This is a genomic window from Peribacillus sp. P4_B1, from assembly GCF_056402395.1.
Genome location: NZ_JBFUHM010000073.1, coordinates 1 through 15,812, shown reverse-complemented (window position 1 = coordinate 15,812; position 15,812 = coordinate 1). Strand labels below are relative to the sequence as shown.

The 15,812-nt window shown below is 39.4% G+C and carries 16 protein-coding genes and 1 pseudogene; 5 read left to right on the top strand and 12 right to left on the bottom strand.

The window, feature by feature from the left end:
- Positions 1-344 (top strand): annotated as a pseudogene (locus AC1DVK_RS24540) (transposase); the annotation flags it as partial.
- A 137-nt stretch (positions 345-481) separates the two neighbouring features.
- Here AC1DVK_RS24540 and AC1DVK_RS24535 read toward each other — a convergent pair.
- The 3 genes from AC1DVK_RS24535 to AC1DVK_RS24525 all read right to left on the bottom strand — a co-directional run bounded on the left by AC1DVK_RS24535 (position 482) and on the right by AC1DVK_RS24525 (position 3,175).
- Positions 482-1,420: a magnesium transporter CorA family protein gene (locus AC1DVK_RS24535; RefSeq protein ID WP_089364323.1), complete on the bottom strand. Its 939-nt coding sequence runs from the start codon at positions 1,418-1,420 to the stop codon at positions 482-484.
- 321 nt (positions 1,421-1,741) lie between these two features.
- Complete coding sequence (locus AC1DVK_RS24530) at positions 1,742-2,011, bottom strand: hypothetical protein (protein ID WP_477627597.1); 270 nt, start codon at positions 2,009-2,011, stop codon at positions 1,742-1,744.
- A gap of 63 nt (positions 2,012-2,074) precedes the next feature.
- The gene (locus AC1DVK_RS24525; protein ID WP_477627596.1) at positions 2,075-3,175 is read right to left on the bottom strand and encodes a nitric oxide synthase oxygenase; all 1,101 of its coding nucleotides are present in this window, start codon (positions 3,173-3,175) and stop codon (positions 2,075-2,077) included.
- A 243-nt stretch (positions 3,176-3,418) separates the two neighbouring features.
- Here AC1DVK_RS24525 and AC1DVK_RS24520 point away from each other — a divergent pair, with 243 nt between their 5' ends.
- Positions 3,419-3,742 carry a winged helix-turn-helix transcriptional regulator gene (locus AC1DVK_RS24520; RefSeq protein WP_061463475.1) on the top strand — a complete coding sequence of 108 codons (324 nt, stop codon included), beginning with the start codon at positions 3,419-3,421 and terminating at the stop codon, positions 3,740-3,742.
- Between the two features lie 155 nt (positions 3,743-3,897).
- A complete protein-coding gene (locus AC1DVK_RS24515) occupies positions 3,898-4,815 on the top strand; it encodes an NAD(P)/FAD-dependent oxidoreductase (protein ID WP_410860866.1) in 918 nt (305 codons plus the stop codon).
- 98 nt (positions 4,816-4,913) lie between these two features.
- On the opposite strand, the gene AC1DVK_RS24510 is transcribed toward AC1DVK_RS24515, so the two are convergent.
- Positions 4,914-5,060 (bottom strand): lmo0937 family membrane protein, encoded by a 147-nt coding sequence (locus AC1DVK_RS24510; RefSeq protein WP_125161371.1) that lies wholly within the window; start codon positions 5,058-5,060, stop codon positions 4,914-4,916.
- A gap of 281 nt (positions 5,061-5,341) precedes the next feature.
- On the opposite strand from AC1DVK_RS24510, the gene AC1DVK_RS24505 reads away from it, so the two are divergent.
- Entirely contained in the window at positions 5,342-5,662 is a 321-nt protein-coding gene (locus AC1DVK_RS24505) for a YckD family protein (RefSeq protein WP_089364327.1), read from the top strand.
- A gap of 167 nt (positions 5,663-5,829) precedes the next feature.
- Positions 5,830-7,803 (top strand): S9 family peptidase, encoded by a 1,974-nt coding sequence (locus AC1DVK_RS24500; RefSeq protein ID WP_477627595.1) that lies wholly within the window; start codon positions 5,830-5,832, stop codon positions 7,801-7,803.
- Between the two features lie 42 nt (positions 7,804-7,845).
- On the opposite strand, the gene AC1DVK_RS24495 is transcribed toward AC1DVK_RS24500, so the two are convergent.
- The 8 genes from AC1DVK_RS24495 to AC1DVK_RS24460 all read right to left on the bottom strand — a co-directional run.
- A complete protein-coding gene (locus AC1DVK_RS24495) occupies positions 7,846-8,277 on the bottom strand; it encodes a CBS domain-containing protein (protein ID WP_089364329.1) in 432 nt (143 codons plus the stop codon).
- 81 nt (positions 8,278-8,358) lie between these two features.
- Positions 8,359-9,195, bottom strand: a complete 837-nt coding sequence (locus AC1DVK_RS24490; protein WP_089364330.1) for an MBL fold metallo-hydrolase — start codon at positions 9,193-9,195, stop codon at positions 8,359-8,361.
- Between the two features lie 89 nt (positions 9,196-9,284).
- Positions 9,285-10,265 (bottom strand): ABC transporter permease, encoded by a 981-nt coding sequence (locus AC1DVK_RS24485; protein WP_410860870.1) that lies wholly within the window; start codon positions 10,263-10,265, stop codon positions 9,285-9,287.
- A complete protein-coding gene (locus AC1DVK_RS24480) occupies positions 10,258-11,172 on the bottom strand; it encodes an ABC transporter ATP-binding protein (protein WP_477627594.1) in 915 nt (304 codons plus the stop codon). Before AC1DVK_RS24480 ends, AC1DVK_RS24485 begins: the two co-directional genes overlap by 8 nt.
- A complete protein-coding gene (locus AC1DVK_RS24475; protein WP_477627593.1) occupies positions 11,169-11,960 on the bottom strand; it encodes a GDSL-type esterase/lipase family protein in 792 nt (263 codons plus the stop codon). Before AC1DVK_RS24475 ends, AC1DVK_RS24480 begins: the two co-directional genes overlap by 4 nt.
- A 207-nt stretch (positions 11,961-12,167) precedes the next feature.
- Entirely contained in the window at positions 12,168-13,139 is a 972-nt protein-coding gene (locus AC1DVK_RS24470; protein ID WP_410860873.1) for a bile acid:sodium symporter family protein, read from the bottom strand.
- A gap of 181 nt (positions 13,140-13,320) precedes the next feature.
- Positions 13,321-14,517: an MFS transporter gene (locus AC1DVK_RS24465; protein ID WP_410860874.1), complete on the bottom strand. Its 1,197-nt coding sequence runs from the start codon at positions 14,515-14,517 to the stop codon at positions 13,321-13,323.
- Between the two features lie 104 nt (positions 14,518-14,621).
- Positions 14,622-15,812: ATP-binding protein (locus tag AC1DVK_RS24460; protein WP_477627592.1), on the bottom strand; the 1,191-nt coding region annotated here is incomplete at its 5' end.

Genomic DNA, 15,812 nt, shown 5'->3' with positions numbered 1-15,812 from the left:
GGCTATCGCGAGTATAAATCACCCAAACAAACTTGTGCGACATACTCATTTTTATCTCAGTGTACAGAAAGCAAAGACCATCAAAAAGTGGTGACACGGCATATTTGGCAAACCCATGTGGAAGAAGCAGATCATCTGCGTCATCATCAAGATGTAAAAACTATATATGCGAAACGTAAAGAAACGATTGAGCGTGTATTCGCAGATGCAAAAGAAAAGCATGGTATGCGTTGGACAACTTTAAGGGGACTTAAAAATTGTCGATGCAGGCGATGCTTACTTTCGCTGCCATTAATTTAAAGAAGATGGCCAATTGGACATGGCGAGGTCCAAAAATGGCCTAACATAGTGGGCTCGTAGAGCCCCAATCTCTTACCTTCAGGCAAAAATTCAAAGGGAATCTCAAAAAGGGGTTCGGAATTTTTTAATTCCGAACCCCTTTTGTCTACAAACTGAAACCGGCTTAATAAGCCGGTTTCTCTTAAAAATATTTCTTCTTCCAAAAAATGAATGCCGTCGTCCCCGCTAAAGTGATGGCAATTAATAATGTAAAGATGAAAGCAAACTGATTATGTTCAAATGGCAGTTCCACATTCATTCCGTAAAAACTTGCCACCATCGTCGGAAGCGTTAAAATAATTGTCACTGAGGTTAGAAACTTCATGGCATTATTGACATTATTCGAAATAATCGAAGCGAATGCATCCATCATCCCGCTAAGAATCGAGAGATACACTTCTGCCATTTCGATTGCCTGTGCATTTTCGATGATTACGTCCTCAAGCAATTCTTTATCTTCTTCATACATTTTCAAATAATTAAAACGGAGGATCTTATCAAGTACTACCCGATTGGATTTCAATGATGTAGTAAAATAAACCAGGCTTTTTTCCAAAGCCAAAAAAGTATATAGTTCTTTATTTTTCATTGACTGATGCAATTCACGTTCCGCTTCATTAGTCATCTTGTTAATCTGTTTAAGGTACCGTAAATAATAGGATGAAATTTCAAATAATATTTGTAAAGCAAACCTTGTTTTCTTATTGGTGAAAAATCCTTTAATCTTATTGTTTTTGAAATTCGCTAAAATTGGGGTTTCTTTCAAAGATACTGTAATAAAACAGTCTTTGGTAAAGATCATCCCTATGGGAATCGTTTCAAAGATGGGTAAATCGGCTTCGTCCCGAGTCAAATATGGGAAGTCGACAATAATTAAAACATTATCATCTTCTTTTTCTATGCGGGGCCTTTCCTCATCGTCCAGCGGATCTTTCATGAAATTAATCGGTAACTTCAAAGTCGTGCATATATAATCTATTTCGGCCTCTGTCGGCGCGACAATATTCACCCAGGAACCTTTTGTCATTTCCTCGATATTGTTTAGGTGCCGGTTTTCATTCGTCTTGTAGATTTCAATCATTTGATGACCTCCTCTTCTATAGAGAAAGCCTTATTTACCTTCTTCGAGCAGATACTCAGGGAGAATAACAGTCTCGACTTCTAGCATCATATTGGCTTCCTCTTGCTTACTGGGTTCAGGATCATAAGAACTGCTGCTCACTCGTATCCACTTCCTTTCGATTCTTTAATCTTAATCCTTATTCTTTTAAAGCACAATAACGAATTTACCACCTTGAACACCCTGTTTAAAATTCGCAATCATCTGAATTTAACGATTTAAAAAAAGATCAAATAAAGCCATAAAAAATCGCTTGGAATCTCCAAGCGATTTTTTATTACGTTATCCATGCTTAGCATTATTATAATAGTGAACACCATACATGGCGCCTTCATCTACCATTTTATTATCTTCATGATCATATGGATCGGGGTGACCTGCCTTTTCAATTACAGGATCCAGCTCTGAAGCCTTCCTATTCCAAAAACTTAATGTTTTATCTTTTGCACTGGACCACATGTCCTTCACTTTTCCTCTGTTCGTTTTATTTGAAAAAAATGAGACTCCGGCAACTCCGACTCCTAGTAATACTACGTTTCTTCCTAATGCCATCATTACCTTCCCCCTTATTATTGGATTAATATATATATACCCAATGCCCGTTGATGTAAACCTTTATTTATATGGAGGCTTTTGATAAAAGAAATTAGGTTTCATTATTTCATTGTTATACGGCTGATGAAATACGTGTGTCGTAGCTGGAGACACCGGTGGAATTAACCAGGTCCAGTCACCCGTTACTTTTCGGTCACATGAAGTTTCCTTTTCTTCGAATTTCTTGAATTGTTTTGCTGCCGTATGGTGATCAACAATGCTGACCCCATGTTTTTTAAACGAATGAAGGACTGCATCATTCAGTTCGATCAAGGCTCGATCTTTCCATAAATTTGAATCACGTTTAATATCCAAGCCCATCCTCTCCCCTATTGCTGGAAGCATATTGTAGCGATCTTCATCAGCAAGGTTTCTGCCGCCAATCTCCGTTCCCATGTACCACCCATTAAATGGTGCAGCTGAATAAGTAATACCGCCAATTTCTAGCCTCATACCAGATATGATTGGAACTGCATACCATTTGATTTGAAGATCTTGAAACCATGTAAACTCAGGGTGGGTGATTGGAACTTCCTTAACTAGACTTTCAGGAATTTCATGAAATTCAGGGGTTTTTCCGTCCAACTGGACTACAAGGGGCAAAAGATCGAAAGGTCCAAATTTCCCTTCCCATCCTAATGCCATGCATTGCTTTGTGAATTCTATTGAACTTGAATCGCCAATTACACCATGCTCTGTCTCATATCCTGCATAACGAATAAGCTGATGATTCCAAATATCCACTTTTACATCATGATCTTTCTGTTTGAAAATTGTAATCAAAGGCCTGATGTTTCCATTATTCGTAGCGTATTCGATATGCTCAAAGAGAGCCGATACTATTTCTTCCTCGCTTTGAATCATCCTTTTATCAATCACCCTCAGCGACTCCCAAAAAAAGCGCCCGATGCATCGATTACTATTACGCCAAGCTAATTTAGCACCATAAACCAATTCTTCATATGTATGTTCATATCTGCCTGTTTCATTTATTTCCTTTTTGATTTGTTCGATCCTGCCATTTATGTCCTCTTTCGTTTTCAATAATTCCGGGTAACTTGTCCTGATAAAGGATACGGCCTCTTGAAGTAAATCACTCATTTTTCCCACGGATCCTTCCATTTGCAACTCTTTGACTTCAATAATAAAGTAACATATTTTTCATAGTATCTCTAAAGGAACACAGTTTTAAAAGAGCATTTCTTTTAAAATGTGGCAATTCTGAGGCGAAAATTTTATTCATGATACTTAAAGTAAGTTCATAAATTTCTTATACTATAACATCTCTAGTAACTAAATAATATTCGGTAAAGTTGTTACATAAGAGGTAAATGCATTATAATATAATAATAATGGGGTGATATGATGAATAATACGACACTTTGTCCACGATTTGAAAAAGGAATGCAAATCTTGAGTAAACGCTGGACTGGATTGATTGTCAATCAATTGCTTAATGGCCCTCAACGGTTTTGTAATATTGAATCTGCCTTCCCGATCAGCGGCAGGATTCTTTCTGAACGTTTAAAGGACTTGGAAATTGAAGGTATTGTAAAAAGGGACGTATATCCAGAGACACCAGTCCGGATTGAATATTCTTTAACTGAAAAAGGCAAGGCCCTTGCACCGGTAATGAAAGAAATTCAAAACTGGGCACAAGAATGGCTCGAACCAATACAGAACCAATAGAATAGGCATTAGAAGAAATCGGGGAAAGTTCGCCAGCTGGCGGACTTTCCCTTTTTTTATATCTAGCATTTGTTTAGGTGCCTGCGACAAGTGGTATATTTTTTACAGTTAGAATAACACTAGGTTTATTCCAAAATTGTATGGGCGGTGTATTCATGAAGCAAGCAGATTGCATTATTGTTGGTGGTGGTATAGCTGGTATTCAGGCAGCCATTCAGCTCGGAAGATATAAACATGATATTATTGTCATTGATTCTGCTCAAGGCCGTTCTTCCATAGCCAAGGCTTACCATAACATTCTTGGATGGCCAGATGGGGTAAGCGGGCACCAATTAAGGACTCTGGGCAGACAGCACGCAGAAAAATTCAATGTTGAATTTTTGGAAGATACAGTGACATCTCTTGAAAAAAAGCGGGACAAGTTTTTTATCCACACAAAGAAGGGCATGGAATATCAAGCAAAAATGATTTTTCTAGGTACCGGTATTACCGATAACATCCCTCCAATCAAAAACATCTATACAACCCTTGGGACATCCACATATATATGCCCTGACTGTGATGGGTATGAGATCATGGATAAACAAACCGTGGTCCTTGGAGGCGGAAATGCAGGTGCAGGAATGGCCCTTACTTTATTATATTGGTCAAAGGATATCATTTACGTCAATCACTTGAAATCAAAAATTGATGAAAAGTATAGGGAAAAGTTAAAGGAAAATCAAATTCCCGTATTCGAAGAAGAAGTCGAAGAGGTTCTAGTAGATGCCAAACAGCAGTTAACCGCAATACAATTAGTATCTGGTAAAATAATTGAAGCCGAAAAGGCATTCACGGCGTTTAAAGGGAACAAACTTAATAATGGCCTCGCCTTACAACTAGGTGTACATGTAAACGAAAACAATCATGTCGTGATTCATCCCCGCACTAAAGAAACGAATATTAAAGGAGTTTGGGCCGGCGGTGACCTTGTTGCCCATTCCGAACAAGTCACTATTTCGATGGGGGATGGGACCCAAGCCGCGATTTGGATTCATAAGAGACTGTTGGGCCAGCCACTTCCTTATGATTAACACCTACGGGAATTTAAAAGGGCGACCTGTTCACCAGGCCGCCCTTTGCAATCGTATTTATAAAAATCTTCTGTGTAAGACTTCGTTTCACATCTAATCTACGTTCGCTTCCTACCTTTAAAAACTTTAACCAAAATGAGAATGACCGCGATGATAAGCAGGATATGTATAAAGCCTGCAGCCACTTTAAAGACTAAACCAAGAACCCATAATAATATTATTACGCCAATAATTGTCCAAAGCATTATAATCCCCCTTCCTTCCCTTCTCATAATGGATCTTTCTTAATGAGAAGTTTCCTCAGAATGTTTAACTTACATTTAAATTACCCTTATCTTTCTGCAACAAACCCTTTTGTGGGTAAACCAAAAAAATTACATAAAACTGTAAAATCTGTAAAAGATAATAATGAATGAGGAATCTTCCATATTGAAAACATTCACCATAAGGAAGGCCTTTCAAGTTTTTAAGGTTCTGCAGATCTTTTATAAGAAAAGGCAAAAACAAAAGAAGGAGTCGTTCATCCATGAAAAAGTTTTTAATCATCTGTTTAACAGCCTGTTCCCTATTCTTAGTTAACATGGATTACCCGTCTGCACATGAAACTAAAGCAAAACCGGAAAGTGTACAATTCACTGAGGTTCAAAAATCGGAAATCGCAAAGATACACAAGCAAATACTTGCGGACAAAAAGAAGTTGATCGAAAAATATGTTGAATATGGTGCGCTATCAAAAGAAGACGCCGATAAAATGTTTTCACATTTTGAAAAACATTATAAAATGATGGAAGAACATAATTTTCAAATATCGCCGCATCGCCCACATACAGGGCATACGCATAAGTAATTCTATGTTCTTTGCCTATATAGCATGATAATCCGTCCTGATAAAAGGCCGGATTTTTTCATTTCATTCTTTCTTGATAAATAAACACTACGCGTTTACCATTTACTAAAGGATTTATATTTCTCTTTAGCGAAATACATAACAATGAGAATGAAAGGGTGAAAAGGATGAACAAAATAGGTATAACAGCAAGAGACTTATTTCACTTGAAATCAGTAACCGATCCAAAGCTATCGCCGGATGGCAGCATGGCGGTGTATGTCCAAACCAGAATTGATGAAAAAACAGAAAAATACATTTCCAATCTGTTTATGTTCAGCCTGATTACGAATGAAACAAAGCAATGGACGTTTGGGGATAATCGTGATACATCACCTGCATGGTCCCCCGACGGAAAGCATATCGCCTTTATATCGGACAGATCTGGAAAAAAACAAGTGCACATTATTGGGAGCATTGGAGGGGAAGCACGCCAATTGACCCATTTCGTTAACGGTGTAACAAAACCTATATGGTCTCCTTGTTCCACCAAGTTGTTGCTTTCTACAGGGTTAAAAGAGGGGGAATGCCTCAATGCGGTTAAGGAAAATGATTTTTCCAAAGATGTTCATAGATATGACCGGATTAAGTATAAATGGGATGGGAGAGGCTATTTTGATCAGTTATTTCAGCAGCTTGTCATCGTGGAGATTTTAAATGACGAAGCCATATTGCTGACGGAAAATAATATTGATCATCACCCGAATGCGTGGTCCCCTGACGGTCAGCACATTGCATTCATAAGCGGGGATGCAGAAAAGAGTGATGATGAACTTTTTTCTGATATTTTCATCATGGAACTAGAAACGAATTCTTCACGTAAGTTAACGGATAGTACAGGTTTCTTTAAAGATCCGAAATGGTCTCCAAATGGTGAATACCTTTCATTCATTGGCCATTATAAAGAATTTGCCGGTGCCACCTTTTCAAATATCTGGTTATACTCCATATTCGATCAATCCATTCAGTGCTTAACCGATGGATGGGACGTCCAAATTGGGGATTCTGCAATCGGTGATTTCCAAGTCGGAGCAGTCGACCCTGGTATTTTATGGACAAACGATAGCCAAGGCTTTTACTTTTTAATAAGCGATTATGGAAATACTGGCGTATATTATGGTTCGATTGAAGGAGCCATGTATCCATCTATACTTGATCCGCAGCATATATACGGCCTGACTATAGATCCCGAAAGCCATCGTGCGGTCGTGGCCATTAGTACCCCCGTTCATCCCGGTGATCTCTTTGTTTATAACCTTACAAATGGGGATAAAGAACAAATTAGTTTTATTAATGAAGATTTTTTAAAGGATAAACATTTGCCCATGGCCGAACCCATTACTTTTCCATCTGTTGATGGACTTACCATACACGGCTGGATCATGAGACCGACCAATTTTAATGGAAATCAAAAATATCCACTCATTTTAGAAATCCATGGCGGTCCGCATATGATGTATGCCAATACCTATGTTCACGAATTTCAGACCTTGGCTAATGAAGGGTATACTATTTTGTTCACTAACCCACGTGGGAGTGTGGGTTATGGTCAGGACTTCGTAAATGCCTGCCGAGGGGATTATGGAGGCATGGATTATCAGGACTTAATGGCGGGCGTTGACCATGTTTTAGCGACGTATGATTTTATAGAGCATGAAAATTTGGGAGTATCCGGCGGCAGCTATGGCGGGTTCATGACAAATTGGATCATCGGTCATACCAACCGTTTCAAGGCCGCTGTTACTCAGCGCTGCATTAGTAACTGGATTAGCTTTTATGGCGTCAGCGACATTGGCTATTATTTTACTGAATGGGAAGTAGGCGGCGATATCGTTAACTCTGCTGAAAAATTGTGGCAGCACTCACCTTTAAAATATGTTTCCAATGTGAATACCCCTTTACTTTTACTTCACGGTGAAAAGGATTTCCGATGTCCCATTGAACAGAGCGAGCAATTTTTTGTCGCTTTAAAACGGCAAAAAAAAGAAGCGGTACTTGTTTCCTTCCCAGATGAGACTCATGAAGTATCCCGAAGCGGATCTCCAAAAATGCGTCTGCAACATGTAGAAGAAATAAAAGGATGGTTCAATAAATATTTTTAAAAACAAAACTCTGTTAGCCTTTCGCTAACAGAGTTTTTGTTTTTAATGTTGGATTTGATCTCTGTCCTCGGAAATTGAACTTAAAGCATTTCCCGCAATTGAATTTGTCTGATGATGCACAGCAAGATCACCCAACGCCACGACTCCGACCAGCTGGTCATTTTCAATTATAGGGAGCCTTCTGATTTGTTCATTCCCCATTAACTCCTCAGCTTCATCCACTGACATATCAGGGGTGCCTGTTACAAGATTCGTGGAAATAACATCGGTAATTCTAGTCGAATTCGGCTTTTTCTCGGCAACACAGCGGATAACGATATCCCTGTCTGTAATGACACCAATTAATTTGTTATTCTCCAATACAGGAATGACTCCAACATCATCATCCTTCATTTTGACTGCTGCTTCATATATATTATCTTCCACAGTGCAACAATCCACGTCTGTTGTCATAATATCTCTTAATGTAGTCACGGATATTACCTCCATTTTTCATTAGTTGCTTGTTTATTGTTGACTGCTCAAGAGAAATTATTCATCAAACCCTAACACATTTCATTCCACATATTTCCCATGATCCGGTTTAGCTAAAGAATCGAATTCCTTTGCCAACTTTGATAATCCCCTTTCCAATTCTTCCCCTTCAATAGGATACCCGTGCCCCGTTACTGCTACAGCAGGATTCAGACTATCCAATAACCTTACCGATTCCTTGGCAGACTCCCAATCGGTTGTCAAATACCGTGGCGGCCCTGCTATTTCTTTCTCCTGAGTGATGACCTTGTATAGTGAATCTTGCCTGACATTCACAAAAGCATCTCCAGCTATCAGACTTCGGTCACTTTCCCGAAATAGTGAAATATGTCCTTTTGAATGGCCCGGGGTGTGAACCCATTTCCAATCGCCAAGCTCGGGAACACTGTGATCATCAGGCAGGGGTTGAACTTTTTCATCCAGGTTGATTCCCTCATTCGGAAACATCCAAGAAATCTTAGCAACCATCCCCCCTTCGACAGTATAATCTGGCTCAGGATAATTTTCCTGTCCCGTTAAATAAGGCATTTCTTTAATGTGGGCATAAACAGGAGCTTCCCAATATTCCATTAACTCAATCAATGCACCAACATGATCGAAATGTCCATGTGTCAAAATGATGGCCGCAGGTGGATGATGTGGTCCGTATATTTCTTCGGCAGCTCTCTTTATCATCTCTGCTGAACGTGGCATTCCTGCATCTATCAATACCCATTTTTCATCTTTGGGGGACCCTATAAAAATTACATTAACGATTTGTACGGGCAGACAGTATATATCCTCTTTTACAATCTGAACATCTCCACTGGAAACTGAAGTCATTGGCAGAAATTTTTCATTCAAATGATTATCATCCATTATAGACCTCCTAATAAAACTTACTGTTTTTTTAAGGATACCCTGTAAAAGAAAATAAAAAACAACCTATAATTTATATAGGCTGTCTTTCAGTAAACATCCCTGCGTGTAAAAACTGTAAAAGAAATAAGTAAAGCAAGCACCCACCAAACGAGCAATGTAATGACGGAGGATAATAAGGTCATCCCTTCTATCGGAGGAGCCGTCCCGCTAATATAGGCGGTCAATTTCAAATTCACCATAAAAAAATATTTCGCTGACACCCATGATGAAACCATATTGTTCAATATAGCTCCGGAAATCAATGCAGCCAGCATAATGCCCATGCCTGCAGGGGTGCTTCGCACCAAAACCGAAAGCATGAAAGAAAGGGTACCTACCACTACTGCAACCAGCCAGACAAGCCCCAAATCCATCATAAGGAATTTCCATTGTTCCACTAGCCTTACTTGACTGACATCCACATCAGCACCCTTTAATTCGAATCCGGTTATTACGGGTGCCCCCCAACCTTGATACCCAAAAACGATCCCCGATAAAAAATACGCCAAAAAGGCTGTCATCGCCACGATAATCGAAACTGACAAAATTAATGTTACATATTTGCTCAATAAAATTTTCCAGCGCTCAACTGGCCGTGTCAGCAGAAGCTTGATCGTGCCTTGACTATTTTCGGAAGAAACCAAATCACTTGCCACTATCATGATCAACAGCGGAATGAACAAATCAATTGCATTTTCCAAAAACATGCGAGTAAAAGTAGCGGCTCCTGGCTCTGTCGGGTTAATGTCATGATCCAGGTAATATTGCTGCTGTTTGAGACTTACTTCCAGCTGTTCACGCCACTCATCCAACATCCTATTTGAACCCAACCGATTTTGAGTATCAATGATCTGTTGCTGAAGAGCTGCACGCCAATCATCAGTTCCCAGCTTCTCCCGCTGCTCTTCCACTTGTTTGTATTGTGCATACGTGAACATCAACACTAAAATTCCGACGATGATACCTATTATGATTAACCGTTTCTTTGCCAACAACTTCATCATTTCATTTTGGATCAAGTTATTCAATATTTCCACCTCCGACACCGGTCACTTGTAAAAATAACTCTTCCAGTCCCGGAAGCTTTCGGTTCATTTCATGTACCTTCACCCCTGCTTGGTTAAGTGCAGCATTCCATTCGGGGGTTTCGAATTCATCATAAGCTGTAATGATATATTTTTGATCTAAGGTAATATCGGTGAAACCACTAAGGATTTCCACTCCCTTTTGTAAAGGTTCTACCCTCCAAATCATCCGTTCTTGCGTGGATAATAGGCGTTCCACTGTATCCGTTTTGATAATTTCCCCACTTTTAATAATTGCGACGCGGTCACAAAGCTGTTGTATTTCACCTAATAAGTGAGAAGAAACTAGAACACTCATGCCTTCTTCTTCAGCTAACTTTCTAATGAATTGTCGCATTTCACGGATTCCAGCAGGATCTAGACCGTTAGTGGGTTCATCCAAAATCAACAGCTTAGGACTATTAAGCATTGCCTGCGCGATTCCTAGACGCTGCCTCATACCTAAGGAATAGGTCTTCACTTTATCATGAATTCTCGCTTGCAGACCGACGAGTTCTACAACCTCGATCATTCTTTTTTCATCAACTTCAGGTAACATCCTTGCAAAGTGGAGCAAATTATTCCACCCGCTCAAAAATGGATATAACTCTGGATGTTCAACAATGCAGCCCATTTGCTTCATTGCCTTCGTAAATTCCTGACGAACATCATACCCGCATATATGGATGGAACCGGAGGATGGCTTAATCAAACCGACCAACATGCGGATCGTTGTCGTTTTACCGGCTCCATTCGGTCCTAAAAAGCCAAAAACCTCACCTTCATTCAGCTCAAAATCTATTCCTTTAATAATTTCCCTTTTGCCAATCCTTTTTTTCAAGCCCTTGACAGACAATGTCACCTGTTTCATCGATCCTCATCCTCCCATTTTATTAAAGGAGCAACCCTATCAGCAATCAAACGATAACCCTTCTGATTAGGGTGAAATTTATCTGAATACAAATACTCATTTACCGACAATTGAAATATATCAAATGTTGGGACGAAAATTGCATTCTTATAAAGAGCCACGACTTCTGCCGTTTCATTATTCCAGTCCCGTACGATGCGGTTAGTATCAAAGTCCTCATCCAACTCTATAAATGGATTATACAGGCCAAGCAATAATATGGTAGCTGTATCATTAACATTATTGATATCTTTAAAAATACCATGTAAATTCTTCAAATAATTCCTTTTCAAATCAGATGTGGCTTCACTATCATAATCAAGCAGGGTCTGGCCTTTTTGAAATAAATCGTTTCCGCCGATCGTAACTAAAATAACATCAGCCGCTTGGATTTGGCGCTTCACTTCCGGTTGTTTGACTTGCTGCGCCAATTCTTTAGATACCTGTCCATTAATTCCCAGGTTATGGATGAGCGGTTTTTTATTATATTCACTCTCCAACTCTTCCACAACAAGTCCGACGTAGCCTTTGCCTGTTTCATCACCTGTACCACGCGTCAATGAATCACCTAACGCCACAACCGTAAAATCATCAGGCAGATCATTTTTAATGGGGGATTCCTCTATTGTTTCCATATCAGAAGTCCTTTTTCCATAATGGTCAATAATTGCCCATCCTAGGCAAAATAAAAAAAACAGTCCGATAAGAGCTGATACAATGGTAGCGGCCAATACTTTTGATTTGCTCAAAAACACTCATCCTTCCATTCATTCTCTACCTTCCATTAAATCATATTATTTCCAAAAATAAAAAACTGATTGCTCTTGATACCAAAAATCCAGGTAGCCCATCTCCTGATTGTTAACATCCTATCTTTCTTTAAACGGTACCCTACCACTTCTATCATTAAAAAAGGCAGAACGGGATTCATTTGTCCCATTCTGCCTTTTTTTGTATTACTGTTTCAATGATTCCTGCCCCGTCATGGAACTCCCTTTGATTTTGTGTGCTCTTTTTGACCAGTAGGTCGCAAGCAAAGGACCGGATATATTATGCCAAACACTGAAGATTGCGCTCGGGACGGCCGCCAGTGGCGAAAAGTGAGCTGTGGCTAATGCAGCACCTAAACCTGAGTTTTGCATGCCCACTTCAATTGAAATCGCTTTTTGATCTTCGTATGGAAGTTTTAACACTTTAGCTGCAAGAAATCCAAGTAATAATCCAAATGAATTATGCAGCACAACCACCCCGAATATAGCCAGCCCTGATTCAAGTATCTTGTCTTTATTTGAACTGACAACTGCAGCGACGACTGCCACGATTGTCACAACGGATATCAATGGAAGTGCTTTAGTTCCCTGACTTACTTTCTCTTTAAAAATGAATTTTACAAGGAGCCCTAATAAAATAGGGACCAAAACGATCTGGAAGATAGAAAATAGCATATCTTTTCCTGAAACCGGCAGCCATTTACTAGCAAGTAAATAGGTTAGTGCCGGCGTTAAAAACGGTGCAAGCAAAGTGGATACAGAAGTGACCGCCACTGATAATGCCGTATTTCCTTTAGCTAAAAATGTCATTACATTTGACGCTGTACCTCCCGGACAACATCCAACAAGGATCACTCCGACAGCCACTTCAGGTGAAAGTTCCAAGCTAGTTGCTAGGAGATATGCCACACCAGGCATGATGATGAATTGTGCAGCCACACCGATAAAAACGGATATCGGCTGCTTCAATACAGCTTTAAAATCACTAAACGAGAGAGTGAGTCCCATCCCAAACATTATTATTCCAAGTAAAATGGATATGTATGGAGCAATCCATTTAAATGCATCCGGAAAAATCATTGCTAACACAGCAAATAGGAGAACCCAAATGGCAAAAGAGTTTCCAGCTGCCTTACTTATTTTCGCTAACTTATCCATAATCCCTAGTAGACCACCTTTTCTAATTTATAATTAGATTATACTTCATATTCAGAAAATAACAATTAATTCTGACAATTGGCGAACTGAGGCCTCCCTCTCATGGACGAGCAAAAAAGACCTCTTCACCATTTAAGATGAAAAGGCCTCTCGCTTTCAATAAGGGAAAAATTTAATACTATTATTTTTCTAATATACCAGTGGTTTTCTTCATTACTTTTAGGTTTTTATCTAACCTCATGAGCCATACCGTGAGCAGCATCCCAATCAGTGTAAGTAAACCGTAAAATAAATACACTGCGTATATCCCTGATTTATCCAAGATTATCCCGCCGCTGAAGGTACTGAACCAGTTTCCCAATCCATTGCCAATGGCGGAATAGAGCGTTATTGCTGTAACTGTTATGCGGGCCGGGACGACTTCCCGAATATATTGTAATGCCGCAGGAATGAATAGGCCAAGTGAAAACCCTTGAATGATCGAAGTTACATATACGGTAGCCAAACTTGGTTCTGTAAAATACAAAACCCAGCGAACCAATGAAGCCGTTCCAGCCAATAAGGTTATTGGCAGAAGGCCCATTTTATGAATCCAGGTACCTGCCATTCTCATAAATGGAATTTCCGACAATACAGCTAAAAGGAACGCAATGCCAATTCCTGTATATGTCCCGCCTCTTGCCTCTACAAACAAACCATAGTAAACATTATTTGCAAGGTTTGGACCAAAAATCAAGAACGTTATAGCAAGAAAGATAAGGAAACGTTTCATGGTGATCAATTCTTTCATTCCACCGAAAAGTTTTCCCTTTTCTCCAGGAGCCTCTTCAGGCAAACGAAGAGCAAGACTAGCTGCGATCAATAGACCGAAGAAAAAGGCATAAAATATAACGGAAGGACCAATGAAGGATTCCGATAACTTTCCCATTACAAACACGGCCACACCGTAACCGAGTGAACCGAATAAACGGATTTTCCCATAATTCGATTTAATTCTTGTTGTATATTGAAGAGTGATGCTGTCTGAAACTGGTATAATGGCGCTTTGAAAGATAGCCAGGGCAATTGCGACGGATACTATAAGTAAATAGTGCTCAAACAGCAAGTAACCTAACCCTAATACACCAGCAAGCAACGATGTAATTGCAAGTATTTTTGCTGGTTTTCCGCTCCAATCACAGACAATTCCCCAAAAGGGTTGAAAAACGATCATCACTATCGGTCCAACAGACATGATCATACCTATTTCAATACCAGACAAACCTACCTCATTGGCTAAATAAACGCTTAATAGCGGTGTTAAACTTCCCACTGCAAAAAATGAAAATAGGTAAAATACCTTCAAGCTAAAAATATTAGCATGCTTTTGTTTTTCCAAATCCAGTTTCCCCCATGCTGTATCTACTAAACCACAATATAACTCCACAAATTCTGCATTTCATTATATCCCTGCAACTTTTTCATTGCCTTCTAAGAAAAGGCTTATTTCGCAGGGAGCACAATATTAAAGGCTGTACCCCTATTAACCTCGCTTTCGACAAAGACATTTCCCAAGTGGCTTTCTATTATTTTAAAGCTGATCATGAGACCTAACCCATTACCGGATTTTTTCGTTGTGAAAAATGGCTCTCCCAATCTCTTAAGCTGCTCTGGCGGCATCCCGATTCCTGTGTCTGTTATGGAGATATGCACTTTATCCTCTTTAAGCTCAGTAATGACTTTTATGACCCCGCCGTCAGGCATGGCTTCGATACCATTTTTAATGAAGTTCAATATGACTTGTTTTAAACGATTCTCATCACATTGTACGAGGATTTTTTCGTAAAAACAATCCCAAACCAGTGCGACTTTCTTCTTTCTTGCATCAAACTCCGTCAAAGACAACACGTTTTGAATGATTGGTATAATATTCTTCGTTTCCAATATCAACGACTGTGGTTTGGCCAATTGTAAGAATTCTTCAACTATCTCATTCACACGATTGATTTCATCCATAATAATTTCTAGATATTCTTGTTTATTTTCATCTGTTTCATCTAATTGCAAAAATTCTGTATACCCTTTCATGGAGGTCAGCGGATTCCGTATTTCATGTGCAACACCAGCAGCAAGCTGACCAACGGCAGCCAATTTATCCTGCCGATGGAGCATTTCTTCCGATTGTTTACGCTCAGTTATATCATGTCTAAGTGCCAAAAATTGAAATGGCTTACCTTCTTCGCTGAAAAATGGAACAATTGTTGTATCGACCCAATAAAAACTGCCATCTTTCGCCCTGTTTCTAATTTCACCTTTCCAAACCTTGCGTTGATGGATGGTCTTCCACATTTCATCAAAGAATTCCTTTGGGTGGAATCCGGAATTAACCAAATTATGAGTATGGCCGATCAATTCAGTTTTCTTGTAGCCGGAAACCTCCGAGAACTTTTCATTTACTTCAATAATGACCCCTTTATTATCGGTAATCGCCACTATCGAGGATTGGTTGATGGCATAATGCATATCCTTTAGTTCCTTGATTGAACCCTTTAAAGCATTTTCTGCTTTTTTACGACTGGTAATATCCGAACGGATGGAAATGTATTGATAGGGTTTGCCCCTTTTCATAAAAGGAACGATTGTTGTTTCCACCCAATAAACATCACCATCTTTAGCCCGATTGTATATTTCACC